This window comes from Rathayibacter sp. AY1F9 (assembly GCF_002932155.1).
GTDB lineage: Bacteria > Actinomycetota > Actinomycetes > Actinomycetales > Microbacteriaceae > Rathayibacter.
In genome coordinates this window covers 1-14,771 of sequence record NZ_PSVA01000003.1, presented here as the reverse complement: position 1 = coordinate 14,771, position 14,771 = coordinate 1, and the positions used below count along the sequence as shown (strand labels likewise).

Here is a 14,771-nt window from a genome sequence, read left to right as displayed (position 1 = left end):
TCCTCGGGGAGCGTGCGGGCGCGACGGCGCGGAGCGGAGGCGCACCCCGGCGAGCGGGGCGGGGCTCACAGATGCCGGTAGACGTCGGCCGTCGTCAGTCCCTTGGCGAGCATGAGCACCTGCAGGTGGTAGAGCAGCTGCGAGATCTCCTCGGCGGTGCGCTCGTCGCCCTCGTACTCGGCGGCCATCCACACCTCGGCTGCCTCCTCGACGATCTTCTTGCCGATGAAGTGCACGCCGGCGTCGAGCTCGCGGACGGTGCCCGAACCCTCGGGACGGGCGGCGGCCTTCTCGCCCAGCTCAGCGAAGAGGTCGTCGAAAGTTTTCACCGGGGAAGTCTATACGGCGGCCGGGCGCGGGACGCCTCAGTGCCGGTGCAGGTGAGCGGTCGCCGTCTCGCGCAGCGACGCGATCGCGGCCTCCGGGTCGTCCGCGCCGAAGACCGCGGAGCCCGCGACGAAGGTGTCGGCTCCCGCCTCCGCTGCGATCTCGATCGTGCCGGGTGCGATCCCGCCGTCGACCTGGAGCCAGACGTCGAGCCCGGTGCGGTCCACCACGTTCCGGAGCGTGCGCAGCTTGGGCATCGTCTCCTGCATGAAGGACTGGCCCCCGAAGCCGGGCTCGACCGTCATCACGAGGACCTGGTCGAACTCGGGCAGGAGGTCGAGGTAGTCGTCCACCATCGTGCCCGGCTTGAGCGCGATCCCCGCCCGCGAGCCGATCCCGCGCAGGCGCCGCGCCAGGGCCACGGCGTCGCGCGCGGCCTCGGCGTGGAAGGTCACGGAGAAGGCGCCGGTCTCGGCGTAGTCGGGGGCCCACCGGTCGGGGTCGTCGATCATCAGGTGCAGGTCGAGCGGGCGGGGCGAGACGTCCTGGAGGCGCTGGACCATGGTCAGCCCGAAGGTGAGGTTCGGCACGAAGTGGTTGTCCATCACGTCGACGTGCACGAGGTCGGCTCCGGCGATGCGCTGCAGCTCGGCCTCGAAGTTCACGAAGTCGGCGGAGAGGATGCTGGGGTTGATCCGTGCGGGCATGCGTCCAGCCTAGATCGGAGCGTCCTCGGCGTCCGCCCGGCTGAGCACGCTCCCGCTCCGGAGGGGTCAGGCGTCTCCGGACGCCGCCTCGAGGGGCCGGCGGCGGCGGAGGAGCTGGACGAACATGGCGTCGGTGCCGTGCCGGTGCGGCCAGAGCTGCACGTGGAGGGGGCCGTCCGGCAGCGGGAGCGGGTCCGCCGTCACCGCGCGCAGCACGGCCGGCGTGTCGACGAGCTCGAGCTCGTGCCGCTCCTGCGCGAGGGCGAGCACGCGCCGGGTCTCGCCGAGGTGCGGCGAGCAGGTCACGTAGGCCAGCAGCCCGTCGGGAGCGAGAGCCCGGACCGCGGAGTCGAGCAGCTCGCCCTGGAGGGCGGCCAGCGGCTCCACGTCGGCCGCGGACTTGCGCCAGCGCGCCTCGGGCCGACGCCGCAGCGCACCGAGACCGGTGCACGGCGCGTCGAGGAGGATGCGGTCGAACGAGCCCGGCTGCTCGTCGCCCAGGTCGCGCCCGTCGCCGGTGCGCACCTCGACCGACGGGTCGACGGCGGCCAGCGCCTGCCGCACCAGGCCCGCGCGGCCCGGGACCACCTCGTTGGCGAGCAGCGCCGCCCCGCCTGCGCGCGCCTCCGCCGCGAGCAGCGCCGCCTTGCCGCCGGGTCCCGCGCACAGGTCGAGCCAGCGCTCGCCCGGGCGGACCGGCCGTGCCCGGGAGAGCGCCAGAGCGGCGAGCTGGGAGCCCTCGTCCTGCACGCGCACGCGGCCCTCGTGCACCGCGGGGACTGCCTCCGGGTCGCCGCCGGTGCTGGTCATGCCGACCGGCGAGAAGCGGTCGGATTCGGCGCCGGCGATCTCGCCGGGAGACGCCAGGCCCGGCAGAGCCACCAGGTTCACCCGCGGAGCCGCGTTGTCGGCGGCGAGCAGCGCGTCGAGCTCGTCGGCCGCCCCCTCCGCCGCCAGCGCCCGTCGCAGGGCGCGCACGATCCACACGGGGTGGGAGCTCAGCGCGGCGATCCGGTCGTCGCCGGAGACCGCGGCCGCGGATACCCGCTCGCGCCACTCGCCGGCGCCCGAGCGCGAGACCGCGCGCAGCACGGCGTTGGCGAAGGCCACCGCTCCCCGCGAGGAGCCGGCCGCGACGAGCGCGACGCTCTCGTTCACCGCGGCGTGCGGGGCCACGCGGGTCGCGAGCAGCTGGTGCACGCCCAGGCGCAGCGCGTCGAGCACCGGCGCATCGATGCTCTCGACGGACCGGCCGGCCGCGAGGGCGATCACGCGGTCGTAGTAGCCGGACATCCGCAGAGTGCCGTAGCAGAGCTCGGTGGCCAGTCCCGCGTCGGCGGGCGAGAGGCCGGCGGCGCTGATCCGCGCGGGCAGGACCAGGTTGGCGTAGGCGTCCGACCCGCTCACCGCGAGCAGGACGTCGTAGGCGACCCGCCGGGCGGGAGCGGCCTCGCGACGGGCGCTCACGCGAGCACCGTGCTCTCGCGCAGGCCGCGGGCCCAGGCGGCGCCGGCCATCGGGGTCCTGCCGGCGGGCTGGACGGTGACCAGCTCGACCGCTCCGTCCGCGGTGCCGACGAGGGCGCGCCCCGAGTCGAGGCGGACGACGCCGGGAGCGAGGTCCCCCTCGGCCGCGCGGACCGCGAGCACCTTGAGGCGCGCGTCCCCCACCGCGGTCGAGGCTCCGGGCTCGGGAGTCGTTCCGCGCACGAGCGCGAGGACCCGCGCGGTCGGGAGGCTCCAGTCGATCCGGCCGTCGGCGGCGTCGAGCTTGGGAGCGGGGGTCGCCTCTCCGGCCTGCGGAGTCGCGACGGCCGTGCCCTCCTCCAGCGCGTCGACCACGCCGAGGGTGAGGCCGGCGCCGCTCGCGGCCAGCTCCGTCAGCAGCTCGCCCGCGGTGCGCTCCCCCGCGTCGACGGCGAGCTCGGCGTACACGTCACCGGCGTCGAGCTCGGCGACCAGCTGGAAGACGCTCGCGCCGATCCGCGTGTCGCCCGCCATCAGCGCCCGCTGGACGGGAGCCGCCCCGCGCCAGCGCGGCAGCAGGGAGAAGTGCAGGTTGATCCAGCCCAGGCGCGGCACCGCCAGCAGGCGCTGCCGGACGAGGCCGCCGTAGGCCACGATCACGCCGAGGTCGGGGGCGAGCTCCGCGATCCGGTCGGTCACGTCCTCGTCGAGGCGGTTCGCCCGGATCACCGGGATCCCCAGCTCCTCGGCCACGACGGCGACCGGCGAGGGGGTGAGCACGCGCTTGCGTCCCACCGGGGCGTCCTCCCGGGTGACCACGGCCACGACCTCGTGCGCGGAGGCGGCGAGGTCGCGGAGGGTCGGAACGGCGGCGGCGGGCGTGCCGGCGAAGACGAGGCGCACGGGGGTCTCCTGGGGAGTCAGAGGATGTCGGGGTCGTCGAGACGGACCCGGAGCCGGGGGGCCGGCCGGAAGCGGCCGGGCGTGGTCGGCGGGCGACGACGGCGCGTGGCGTTGCGGATCACGGCGGAGCGGAGGCGCGCGGCCACATCCGCACCGCGAGCGTAGTCGAACCGGACGATCGCCCGGACGGAGCCGTCCTCGAGCCCGACAGGACCGAGGACCTCGTGCCGGTCGTCCTCGTCGAGCGCCTCGAGCGCCTCCTCCACCGCGTGCGCGTCGCCGCTCACCGTGGCCAGGCGCACCGCGGGCGGGAAGCGCAGAGCGCGCCGCTCCTGGAGCTCGGCCCGGAGGTACTCGGCCTGCCGCCAGGTCGCCAGGGCGGTCGCGAGCCGGCCGCCGACCCCGACCAGGAGGACCGGCGCGCCCGGGCGGGCCAGCGCCGCGGCGTTCGACCAGGTGCGGAGCGCGTCGTCGGCGACCCGCAGGCTCTCGCGGGCCAGCATCCGCTCGCCGTCCAGCAGCAGGACGGCGTGGTAGCCGCCGTCGGCCCGCGGCTCCGCCCCGCGCGTGGCCACGACGAGCGCGGGCTCGTCGGGGAGGGTGAGCACGGGGCGCTGCCCGTCGGCGACGATCACCTTGGCACCCGGGAAGGCGCGTCCGAGCTCCTCCGCGGTGCGGCCCGCGCCGAGGGAGACGAGGCGCAGAGCCGTCGCCTCGCAGACGGAGCAGGTCCAGTCGGCCGCGATCAGGCCGCACCAGCCGCAGCTCGGCCGCCCGCCCTCGGAGTGCACGCCGAGCGGACCCTGGCAGCGGTTGCAGCGTGCGACGGTCCGGCAGCGGGCGCAGGCGACCACCGGCGCGTAGCCGGGGCGCGCGACCTGGACGAGCACGGGACCGGAGTCGAGGGCCTTCCGCGCCTCCCGCCAGGCGGAGGAGGGGATGCGCGCTGCCGCGTCGTGCTCGTCGGCCGCCCACTGCTGGGCGGTCGGCACGACGTGCGGGCGGCGGCTCGGCCGCGGCTCCACCTCGGTCGCGAAGCCGATCTCGACGAGCCGCTCGACCTCGACCGTGCGCGTGTTGCCGAGCAGGACGAGGCCGGCGCCGCTCTGCTCCTGCCGCACCAGGGCGACGTCGCGCGCGTGCGCGTAGGGCGCGAGCGACTCGGCGAAGAGTGGATCGCCGTCGTCCCAGAGCCCGATCAGGCCGAGGGCGGAGGAGGGCGCGTAGAGGACGGAGCGGTTGCCGACGACGACCCGCGGCCCGGGATCGAGGCAGCGGACGAAGGCGGAGTAGCGCTCGGCGCCCTTCTGCCGCGCATCGAGGCGCACCACCGCCTCCGCGGGGACGAGGGCGGCGAGAGCGAGCTCCAGCTGCTCCTGGTCGCGGTAGTCGGGGACGGCCAGGATCGCGTCGCGGCCCGCGGCGAGCGTGTCCCGGGCGAGCTCGGCGAGCGTGACGGCCCAGCCGCCGACCCACGCGCCCGAGTCGAGCCTCACGGGAGCCGGCACGGCGCCGACCGCCAGCCGGGCCCCCTCGGCGAGTCCCGCGAAGGAGGCGTCGGGGTAGCCCGTCACGCCGCCCGCCTCGACCGCGGGCGCCGCAGGAGCGGGACCCGCGGCGAGTCGCGCCTTCTCGACGCGGACGTGGCGGCGCGGCACGGCCAGGCGCAGCACGTCGCTCGCGCCTCCGGAGGCGCGGTCGGCCACCCGGCGGGCGAGGGCCCAGACCTCCGGGGTCAGCACGACGAGCGGCGAGACCAGCTCTTCGATGCCGCTGAGCGCTCCGGCGTGCTCGGTCCCCTCCCCCGTCTCGACGACGAACGCGTCGGCGATCCGGCCTCCGGTCCGCAACGGCACCCGCACGCGCACGCCGGGGACCACCTCGCCGCGCAGCGCCTCCGGCACCGCGTAGTCCAGGAGCCGGTCGAGCTGCGGGAGGGGCGAGTCCAGGAGCACGCGTGCGACGGCTCCGCTCGTCGCCATCGCCGCCGCGCCCGCTACGAGAGGCCCGCGGCGGAGCGCAGGTCGTCGACCCGGTCGAGGCGCTCCCAGGTGAAGTCGGGCAGCTCCCGGCCGAAGTGGCCGTAGGCCGCGGTCTGCGCGTAGATCGGGCGGAGCAGGTCGAGTGCGTGGATGATCGCGGCCGGGCGCAGGTCGAAGACCGAGCGGATCGCCTCGGTGATCGTCTCGTCGGAGACGGTGCCGGTGCCGAAGGTCTCGACGTAGAGGCCGACCGGGGCCGCCTTGCCGATGGCGTAGGCGACCTGCACCTCCAGCCGCGAGGCGAGCCCCGCGGCGACCGCGTTCTTGGCGACCCACCGCATGGCGTAGGCGGCCGAGCGGTCCACCTTCGACGGGTCCTTGCCCGAGAACGCGCCGCCGCCGTGGCGGGACGCTCCGCCGTAGGTGTCGACGATGATCTTGCGGCCGGTGAGCCCGGCGTCGCCCTGAGGGCCGCCGATCTCGAAGCGGCCCGTCGGGTTGATCAGCAGGCGCACGGCGGAGGAGTCGAGGTCGACCGTCTCGAGGACGGGGCGGATGACGTGCGCCGCGATGTCCGCGTGGATCGTCTCGGTGCTGACGTGCTCGGCGTGCTGGGTGGACAGGACGACGGTGTCGATGGTGGACGGCGTCGTGCCGTCGTAGCCGATGGTGACCTGGGTCTTGCCGTCGGGTCGGAGGTAGTCGAGCTCGCCCGACTTGCGGACGGCGGCCAGGCGCTCGGCGAGGCGGTGCGAGAGCCAGCTCGGCAGCGGCATGTACTCGGGGGTCTCGTCGGTCGCGAAGCCGAACATCAGGCCCTGGTCGCCCGCGCCCTGGCGGTCGAAGGCGTCCTCGCCCGCCTCGGAGGAGCGGACCTCGAGCGCCGTGTCGACGCCCGCCGCGATCTCGGGCGACTGCTGGCCGATCGAGACCGAGACGCCGCAGGAGCGGCCGTCGAAGCCCTTCTCCGAGGAGTCGTAGCCGATCTCGACGATCGTGTCGCGCACGATCTTGGGGATCTCGACGTAGCCGCTCGTGGAGACCTCGCCCGCGACGTGTACGAGCCCCGTCGTGACCAGCGTCTCGACGGCGACCCGGCTGTGCGGGTCCTCGCGGAGCAGGGCGTCGAGGATGCGGTCCGAGATCTGGTCGCAGATCTTGTCCGGGTGGCCCTCGGTGACGGACTCGGAGGTGAACAGGCGGAGGGGACCGGAGGTCATGCTTCTCTTCTCGTCCCGGCTCGTGCGGACCGGGGTCGTTCGTACCGGGAGTGGCCTGGCGGGCGCGATGCCGGGCGGCAGGCGATCGGCGCCTGGGTGGGCGGACCGGCGGGGCTAGCGCACGACCGCGTCGAGGACGCGATCGGCCACCTCCGCCTTGCTGCCCGAGGCCTCACCAACTATATCGCCGGCCCGATCGAGGACCACGACGGCGTTGCTGTCGCTCTGGAAACCCTCGGCCCAGCCCACCCTGTTGAGGACGAGCAGGTCGCAGCCCTTCCGGGCGATCTTGGCGCGGCCGAGGGCGAGCATCGCGTCCCGGTCAGGCTCGGTCTCCGCGGCGAAGCCGACGACGATCTGCCCCTCCCGCCGGGAGGCGGAGATCTCGGCGAGGACGTCCGGGTTCTTGACGAGCTCGAGGACGAGACGGTCGCCCTGCTGCTCCTTCTTGATCTTCGCGTCGGCGACCGCGGCGGGCCGGTAGTCGGCGACGGCCGCGGCCATGATCACCACGTCCGCGCCGGGGGCCGCGGCGAGGGCGGCCTCGCGCAGCTCGAGCGCGGTGCCCACCGGGAGGACCGTGACGCCCTCCGGCGCCGGCACGTCGAGGTTCGCGGCGAGGAGGGTGACCTCCGCGCCCCGGGCCGCAGCGGCCAGCGCGAGCGCGACGCCCTGCCTGCCGCTGGAGCGGTTGCCGACGAAGCGCACCGGGTCGAGGGGCTCGCGGGTGCCGCCGGCGGTCACGAGGACGCGCACGCCCGCGAGGTCGCGGCGGGCGGAGGCTGAGCGGGCGTGGACGGCGAGGGCCTCCGCCACGATCGTCTCGGGCTCCTCCATGCGGCCGGGGCCCGAGTCGGCGCCGGTGAGGCGGCCGACCGCGGGTCCGACGACGTGCACGCCGCGGGAGCGGAGCACCGCCGTGTTCGCGACGGTGGCGGCGTTCGCCCACATCTCGGTGTGCATCGCGGGGGCGACCACGAGCGGGGCGGTGCTCGCGAGCACCGTGTTGCCGAGCAGGTCGTCGGCGAGGCCGGCAGCGAGTTTGGCGAGCGTGTGCGCCGTCGCGGGCGCGATCACTATGAGGTCGGCGGCCTGGCCGATGGCCACGTGCCGGACCTCGGCGACGCCCTCGTAGAGCTCGGTGTGCACCGGGTTCCGCGAGATGGCCTCGAGGGTGGGCTTCCCGACGAAGCGCAGCGCGGCCTCGGTCGCGACGACGTGCACGTCGTGCCCCGCGAGGACCAGCGCGCGGACGACTCCGACGGCCTTGTACGCGGCGATGCCGCCGGTGATGCCGACGACGACGTTGAGCCGTCGGCCGGCCTCGAGAGAGGAGCCCACCCGGAGGGGACTACTCGGCGAGGGGCTTGGCGACGAGCTTGTCCTCGTTGATCTCGTGCAGTGCGACCGAGAGGGGCTTGTCGTCGATGGTGGAGTCGACCAGCGGGCCGACGTTGTCGAACAGGCTGCCCTCGTGGAGGTCGGCGTAGTAGTCGTTGATCTGGCGGGCGCGCTTGGAGGCGAAGATCACCAGCGCGTACTTGGAGTCGACCTTCGAGAGGAGCTCGTCGATGGGCGGGTCGATGATGCCGAGGTTGTTGGCCATGGGTGTCTCCTTGCAGGCGCATCAGCGCCGATCTGCGGCTCCGGAGCAACACGGCGCGCGGGCTCCGAGGGGCGTGTGCCCGGTGGGACCCGGGGCGTCGGCCCGGAGGTGGTCGGTGGCCCGGTGTCAGCGGCCCGGGTCAGCGGGCGCGCCGTCGGCACGAGGCGACATCAATTCTACGACCTCGCGGGCCGCTTCGGGCACGGTGCTGTTGACGACGGCGAAGTCGAACTCGTCCTGCGCGGCCAGCTCCACCTTCGCGGTGGCCAGACGGCGCTCCTGCTCCTCCGCGCTCTCGGTGCCGCGGCCGACCAGCCGGCGGACCAGCTCGTCCCAGCTCGGCGGCAGGAGGAAGACCAGCCGCGCGTCCGGCATCCGCTCGCGCACCTGGCGGGCACCCTGGATGTCGATCTCGAGCATCACCTGCCGGCCCTGCTCCAGCGCGGCGTCGATGGGGCCGCGGGGCGTGCCGTAGCGGTGAGCGTTGTGGACGACGGCGTACTCGAGGAACTCCCCCGCCGCGACCATCCGGTCGAACTCGGCGTCGTCGACGAAGTAGTAGCTGACGCCGTCCACCTCGCCCGGACGCGGGGCCCGGGTGGTGGCCGAGACCGAGAGCAGGACGTCCGGGTAGTTCTCGCGGATGTAGGTCGACACGGTGCCCTTGCCGACCGCGGTCGGACCGGCGAGGACGAGCAGGCGGTTGCGGCCGGGGCGGCGCTGCCGCGACTCCCGCTCCTCGAGGAACGACGCCAGGCCCTCGACCTGGCGCCGGCCGAGCCCGCCGAGGCGCTTCGACTCGGCGATCCGCAGCTGGTCCATCACCCGGGGCGTCTTCACCACGCCGAGTGCGGGCACGGCGCGGAGCAGCTCGCTGACGCGCATCCGCCCCTCGACTCCGAGCGGCTCGGCCTGGGCCGCCGCGAGCACGGCGGTCGCGGGGCGGCGTCCGGCGGCGACGGCCTTCTTGACGGCGGCGCGGGCACGGCGCGCCGCGATCGCGGCCTCGGAGGCGGCGCGCCGGTCGACCTCGGGCGGCGAGGGACGGCGCACGGCCTCCGGGCGCGAGGAGGCGCCGGGATCGGGGCTGACGGTTTCAGCGGACAAGGGTCTCCTGGATGTCGGTCGCGCGGCGGGTGATCTCGGCCGCGATCCCCGAGGGGCCGGCGCCGAGCACGCTGCGCGACTCGCTGACGATGGTGGCGGCGCTCAGCGCGCCGAACAGCCGCTGCGCGTCCGCGACGGCTGCGCCCTGGTGGCCGAAGCCGGGCGCGAGCACCGGAAGTGCGGGGTGCAGCGGCTCGTCGATGCCGATGCCGAAGTCGCCCAGGGCGACAGTGGCGCCGAGCACCACGCCGACCGAGCCGATCGACGCGCGAGCGTGAGCGTCGTTCCAGGATGCCACGTCCGCCACGACCGCGCGTGCCACGGTGGATCCCGCCCGGCCGCCGTCCTGCACGAGGGCGCGCTGCACGGGGCGGGCCTCGGGGTTGGAGGTGGCTGCGAGGACGAACACGCCCTTGCCCGCCTCCTCGGCGAGGGTCAGCATCCCCTCGAGGGAGCCGAGCCCCTGGTAGGCCGCCGCGGTCATGGCGTCCGCCTCGAGCGGCGAGCCGGGCCGGAGCCACGCCTCGGCGTAGGCGGTGACGCTCGTGCCGATGTCGCCGCGCTTGACGTCGGCGATCACCAGCAGTCCGGCCTCGCGGGCGTCGGCGAGCACGCGCTCGAGCGCGGCGTAGCCCGCCGAGCCGTGCCGCTCGAAGAACGCGATCTGCGGCTTCACCACGCCCGCACGGCCGGCCGCCGCCTCGACGACCGTTCGGCCGAAGCTCTCGAGCCCGGCCGCGTCGTCGGCGAGGCCCCACGCGTCGAGCAGGTACGCGTGCGGGTCGATCCCGACGCAGAGCCGGCCGTGCGCGGCGAACGCCGCCTCGAGGCGCGAGCCGAAGGAGGCGGTGCCCGCCGCGCCGCCGCTCACGCGGTGCGCTCCGCGCGGCGCAGGGCGTAGTCCTGCAGGCTCGTCACCTCGAAGGGCTCGTTCGCCGCGTCGAGCGAGGCGACCGCCGCCGCGAGCTGGGCGATCGTGGTGAACAGCGGCTTGTCCGCGGCGACCGCGGCGGCGCGGATCTCGTAGCCGTCGGCGCGGGTCGCTCCTCCGCTGGGCGTGTTGATCACCACGTCGACCTCGTCGCGGGCGATCAGCTCGACGATGGAGGGCGCGTCGCCCTCGGCGGTCTCGCTGTACTTGCGGACCACGCGGGCCTGGATCCCGTTGCGGTTCAGCACCTCGGCCGTGCCCTCGGTCGCGAGGATGTCGAAGCCGAGCTGACGCAGGCGCAGCGCGGGCAGGACGATCGAGCGCTTGTCGCGGTCGGCGACCGAGATGAAGACGGTCCCGCTCGCCGGCATGCCGCCGTACGCGGCGTCCTGGCTCTTCGCGAAGGCGCGCGGGAAGTCGCGGTCGATCCCCATGACCTCGCCAGTGGAGCGCATCTCGGGCCCGAGCAGCGAGTCGACGATCTGGCCCTCCTTGGTGCGGAAGCGCTTGAACGGCAGGACCGCCTCCTTCACCGCGATGGGAGAGTCCATCGGGACGTCGGAGCCGTCGCGCTCGGGCAGCAGGCCCTCGGCCTTCAGCGCGGCGATGGTCTCGCCCACCATCAGGCGCGACGCGGCCTTCGCGAGCGGGATGCCCAGCGCCTTCGACACGAACGGCACGGTGCGCGAGGCCCGGGGGTTCGCCTCGAGCACGTAGAGCACGCCCTGGCCGATCGCGAACTGGACGTTCAGCAGTCCTCGGACGCCGACGCCCTGCGCGATCGCGAGGGTCGCCTCCCGCACCTGGTCGATCTGGCGGCGGCCGAGCGTCACCGGCGGGAGCGTGCACGCCGAGTCGCCGGAGTGGATGCCGGCCTCCTCGATGTGCTCCATCACTCCTCCGATGTAGAGCTGCTCGCCGTCGAAGAGCGCGTCGACGTCGATCTCGATCGCGTCGTCGAGGAAGCGGTCCACCAGCAGCGGGTGCGCCTCGTCGATGATCCCCTCGCCGGCCATCCGCTCGAAGTAGTCCTCGAGCTGGGGCGTGCCGTAGACGATCTCCATGCCGCGCCCGCCGAGGACGAACGACGGACGGACGAGGACCGGGTAGCCGATCTCCACCGCGACCTCGCGGGCGCCGTCGAGGTCGGTCGCGGTGCCGTTGCGCGGAGCGAGAAGTCCCGCCTCGTCGAGGATCCGCGAGAACGCGCCGCGCTCCTCCGCGAGGTCGATGTTCGCGGGGGTGGTGCCGAGGATGGGCACGCCGGCCGCCTCGAGGCCCGCGGCGAGCCCGAGCGCCGTCTGGCCGCCCAGCTGCACGACGACGCCGACGAGCTCGCCGGACTGCGACTCCGCGTGGATGACCTCGAGCACGTCCTCGAGAGTCAGCGGCTCGAAGTAGAGGCGGTCCGAGGTGTCGTAGTCGGTCGAGACCGTCTCGGGGTTGCAGTTGATCATGATCGTCTCGAAGCCCGCGTCCGAGAGCGCGAACGAGGCGTGCACGCAGGAGTAGTCGAACTCGACCCCCTGGCCGATGCGGTTGGGGCCGGAGCCCAGGATGACTACCTTGCGGCGGTCGGCGGCGACGACCTCCGTCTCCTCGTCGTACGAGGAGTAGTGGTACGGCGTGAGCGCCGGGAACTCGCCCGCGCAGGTGTCGACGGTCTTGTAGACCGGGCGCACGTCCAGCGCGTAGCGGGTGCGGCGGACCTCCGCCTCGTCGAGCCCGCGGAGCTCGGCGATCTGCGCGTCCGAGAAGCCGTGGTCCTTCGCCAGGCGGAGGAGTCCGGCGTCGAGGCCGTCGTGCTCGCGCACCAGGTCGGCGATCTCGTTGATCAGCACGATCTGGTCGAGGAACCAGGGGTCGATCTTCGTGGACTCGAACGCCTGCTCGACCGTGGCTCCCAGGCGCAGCGCCTGCTGCACGGTGACGATGCGGCCGTCGGTCGGGGTCCTCGCGATCTCGAGGAGCTCCTCGACCGAGCGCTCCTGCGCGCCCCAGTGGAACGACGAGCCGCGCTTCTCGAGCGAGCGGAGCGCCTTCTGCAGCGCCTGCGCGTAGTTGCGGCCGATCGCCATCGCCTCGCCCACCGACTTCATGGTCGTGGTCAGCGTCTTGTCGGCGGCCGGGAACTTCTCGAACGCGAACCGCGGGACCTTCACGACCACGTAGTCCAGCGTCGGCTCGAAGCTCGCCGGCGTCACCTTGGTGATGTCGTTCGGGATCTCGTCCAGGCGGTAGCCGATGGCGAGCTTCGCGGCGATCTTGGCGATCGGGAAGCCGGTCGCCTTGGAGGCGAGGGCGGAGGAGCGGGAGACGCGCGGGTTCATCTCGATCACGATGATCCGGCCGTCCGCCGGGTCGATCGCGAACTGGATGTTGCAGCCGCCGGTGTCCACGCCCACGTCGCGGATGATCCGGATGCCGATGTCGCGCAGCTTCTGGTACTCGCGGTCGGTGAGGGTCAGCGCCGGTGCGACGGTGATCGAGTCGCCCGTGTGCACGCCGACGGGGTCGACGTTCTCGATCGAGCAGACGACGACCGTGTTGTCGGCCGTGTCACGCATCAGCTCGAGCTCGTACTCCTTCCAGCCGAGGATCGACTCCTCCAGGAGCACCTCGGTGGTGGGGCTCTGGTGCAGGCCGTCGCCGACCATCCGCACCAGCTCCTCGCGGGTGTAGGCGAAGCCGGAGCCCAGGCCGCCCATGGTGAACGACGGGCGGATGACGAGGGGATAGCCCAGGTCCTCGGCGTACTCGATCGCCTCGTCGACGGTGTGCGCGATGTAGGACTTCGCGACGTCGGCGCCCGCGTCCAGCACCAGCTGCTTGAAGATCTGCCGGTCCTCGCCGCGGTTGATCGCCTCGAAGCTCGCGCCGATGAGCTCGACGCCGTACTTCTCGAGGATCCCGAGGTCGTGCAGCTGGATGGCCGCGTTCAGGGCCGTCTGCCCGCCGAGGGTCGGCAGGATCGCGTCCGGCTTCTCCTTGGCGATGATCGCCTCGATCGCCTTGGGCGTGATCGGCTCCACGTAGGTGGCGTCGGCGAAGTCGGGATCGGTCATGATCGTCGCCGGGTTGGAGTTGACGAGGATCACGCGCACCCCCTCGGCGCGCAGCACGCGGCAGGCCTGGGTGCCGGAGTAGTCGAACTCGACGGCCTGTCCGATGACGATCGGGCCGGAGCCGATGACCAGGACGCTCTGGATGTCTTCCCTGCGCGGCATTACTTCTGCTCTCCGATGCTGCTGGTCGTGGGGATGTCGGTGGGCTCCGAGGCCCCGCGCCCGGCCGTGCGCTGCACGACCATCTCGCGGAAGCGGTCGAAGAGGTGGTTGGAGTCGTGCGGGCCGGCCGCCGCCTCCGGGTGGTACTGCACCGAGAAGGCGGGGATGTCGAGGCAGCGCAGGCCCTCCACGACCGAGTCGTTGAGGGAGTAGTGGCTGACCTCGACGCGGCCGAAGCCCTCGGGCGAGTCCAGCTCGCCCTCGATCGGCGCGTCCACGGCGAACCCGTGGTTCTGCGAGGTGATCTCCACGCGGCCGGTGAGCTTGTCGAGCACGGGCTGGTTGATCCCGCGGTGGCCGAACGGGAGCTTGTAGGTGCCGAAGCCGAGAGCGCGCCCCAGCAGCTGGTTGCCGAAGCAGATGCCGAAGAACGGCAGGTCGGCGCGCAGGGTGGTGCGCAGCAGCTCGACGTGGCGGTCCGAGGCCTCGGGGTCGCCGGGGCCGTTGGAGAAGAAGAGCGCGGACGGGTCGAGCGCGAGCACCTGCTCGGCGGTCACCGACTCGGGCAGCACGTGGACGTCGAAGCCGCGCTCCGCGAGGTAGTTGACCGTCGAGGTCTTCACCCCCAGGTCGATGACCGCGACCGAGCCGACGCGCTCGCCGCGGGCAGGCACCGTGTACTGCTCGTCGGTCGAGACCGAGGAGGAGAGGTTGAGCCCCTGCATCTGCCGGCCGCCGAGGACCAGCGCGAGCTGCTCCTCCTCGGGGAGGGCGAGGTCCTCGCCGGAGAACACGCCGGCGCGCATCGAGCCGGCCGAGCGGATGTGGCGGGTGATCGCCCGGGTGTCGACGCCGGAGATCCCGACGATGCCGTCGGTCTCCAGGTCGTCGCCGAGGGAGCGCTGCGCGCGGAAGTTGGAGACGACGCGGGAGGGGTCGCGGACGACGTAGCCGGCGACCCAGATGCGGCGCGACTCCATGTCCTCGTCGTTGGTCCCGGTGTTGCCGATGTGGGGCGCGGTCTGCACGACGATCTGGCCGGCGTAGCTCGGGTCGGTCAGCGTCTCCTGGTAGCCGGTCATGCCGGTGGCGAAGACGATCTCGCCCAGGGTGCAACCTCGGGCGCCGTAGGCCTGTCCCCGGAATCGTCGTCCGTCCTCGAGGACGAGGACGGCGGTGGGTTCGGTGCTGAGGCGTGTCGTTGGCACGGACTAGGAGCCCTTCTGGGTCGTGTCGGGGCCGCCGTCGGCGGCTCCGACACGACCCAGAAGGGCTCCTAGTCCGTGCTAACGACA

The 14,771-nt window shown here is 73.7% G+C and carries 12 protein-coding genes; all 12 read right to left on the bottom strand.

Annotated elements, in window-relative coordinates; translation table 11 throughout:
• Positions 1 to 65: 65 nt before the first annotated feature.
• Positions 66 to 329 carry a phosphoribosyl-ATP diphosphatase gene (locus C5C37_RS03215; protein ID WP_055791842.1) on the bottom strand — a complete coding sequence of 88 codons (264 nt, stop codon included), beginning with the start codon at positions 327 to 329 and terminating at the stop codon, positions 66 to 68.
• A 36-nt stretch (positions 330 to 365) separates the two neighbouring features.
• Positions 366 to 1,034: a ribulose-phosphate 3-epimerase gene (gene rpe / locus C5C37_RS03210; RefSeq protein WP_104287920.1), complete on the bottom strand. Its 669-nt coding sequence runs from the start codon at positions 1,032 to 1,034 to the stop codon at positions 366 to 368.
• Positions 1,035 to 1,100: 66 nt separating this feature from the next.
• Positions 1,101 to 2,501, bottom strand: coding sequence for an RsmB/NOP family class I SAM-dependent RNA methyltransferase (locus tag C5C37_RS03205; protein WP_258065838.1), 1,401 nt, complete (start codon positions 2,499 to 2,501; stop codon positions 1,101 to 1,103).
• Positions 2,498 to 3,403, bottom strand: coding sequence for a methionyl-tRNA formyltransferase (locus C5C37_RS17390; protein WP_181027104.1), 906 nt, complete (start codon positions 3,401 to 3,403; stop codon positions 2,498 to 2,500). Before C5C37_RS17390 ends, C5C37_RS03205 begins: the two co-directional genes overlap by 4 nt.
• A gap of 17 nt (positions 3,404 to 3,420) precedes the next feature.
• Entirely contained in the window at positions 3,421 to 5,385 is a 1,965-nt protein-coding gene (locus C5C37_RS03195) for a hypothetical protein (protein WP_104338468.1), read from the bottom strand.
• A 14-nt stretch (positions 5,386 to 5,399) separates the two neighbouring features.
• A complete protein-coding gene (gene metK / locus C5C37_RS03190) occupies positions 5,400 to 6,605 on the bottom strand; it encodes a methionine adenosyltransferase (RefSeq protein WP_104221839.1) in 1,206 nt (401 codons plus the stop codon).
• Between the two features lie 114 nt (positions 6,606 to 6,719).
• Positions 6,720 to 7,946 carry a bifunctional phosphopantothenoylcysteine decarboxylase/phosphopantothenate--cysteine ligase CoaBC gene (gene coaBC / locus C5C37_RS03185; RefSeq protein ID WP_104268621.1) on the bottom strand — a complete coding sequence of 409 codons (1,227 nt, stop codon included), beginning with the start codon at positions 7,944 to 7,946 and terminating at the stop codon, positions 6,720 to 6,722.
• Positions 7,947 to 7,956: 10 nt separating this feature from the next.
• Complete coding sequence (rpoZ, locus tag C5C37_RS03180; RefSeq protein WP_104221835.1) at positions 7,957 to 8,211, bottom strand: DNA-directed RNA polymerase subunit omega; 255 nt, start codon at positions 8,209 to 8,211, stop codon at positions 7,957 to 7,959.
• A gap of 126 nt (positions 8,212 to 8,337) precedes the next feature.
• Positions 8,338 to 9,264 (bottom strand): guanylate kinase, encoded by a 927-nt coding sequence (gene gmk, locus C5C37_RS03175; RefSeq protein WP_104354723.1) that lies wholly within the window; start codon positions 9,262 to 9,264, stop codon positions 8,338 to 8,340.
• Between the two features lie 43 nt (positions 9,265 to 9,307).
• Positions 9,308 to 10,189 carry an orotidine-5'-phosphate decarboxylase gene (gene pyrF / locus C5C37_RS03170; protein WP_104246781.1) on the bottom strand — a complete coding sequence of 294 codons (882 nt, stop codon included), beginning with the start codon at positions 10,187 to 10,189 and terminating at the stop codon, positions 9,308 to 9,310.
• Entirely contained in the window at positions 10,186 to 13,476 is a 3,291-nt protein-coding gene (gene carB, locus C5C37_RS03165; RefSeq protein ID WP_104221829.1) for a carbamoyl-phosphate synthase large subunit, read from the bottom strand. The genes pyrF and carB overlap by 4 nt, the downstream gene beginning before the upstream one ends.
• Positions 13,476 to 14,684 carry a glutamine-hydrolyzing carbamoyl-phosphate synthase small subunit gene (gene carA, locus C5C37_RS03160; protein WP_104338467.1) on the bottom strand — a complete coding sequence of 403 codons (1,209 nt, stop codon included), beginning with the start codon at positions 14,682 to 14,684 and terminating at the stop codon, positions 13,476 to 13,478. The genes carB and carA overlap by 1 nt, the downstream gene beginning before the upstream one ends.
• Positions 14,685 to 14,771: the final 87 nt, after the last annotated feature.

Coding starts and splice junctions, on each gene's coding strand:
- rpe (WP_104287920.1), bottom strand. CDS start 1,034: ATGCCCGCACGGATCAACCCCAGCATCCTCTCCGCCGACTTCGTGAAC.
- C5C37_RS03195 (WP_104338468.1), bottom strand. CDS start 5,385: ATGGCGACGAGCGGAGCCGTCGCACGCGTGCTCCTGGACTCGCCCCTC.
- metK (WP_104221839.1), bottom strand. CDS start 6,605: ATGACCTCCGGTCCCCTCCGCCTGTTCACCTCCGAGTCCGTCACCGAG.
- rpoZ (WP_104221835.1), bottom strand. CDS start 8,211: ATGGCCAACAACCTCGGCATCATCGACCCGCCCATCGACGAGCTCCTC.
- carB (WP_104221829.1), bottom strand. CDS start 13,476: ATGCCGCGCAGGGAAGACATCCAGAGCGTCCTGGTCATCGGCTCCGGC.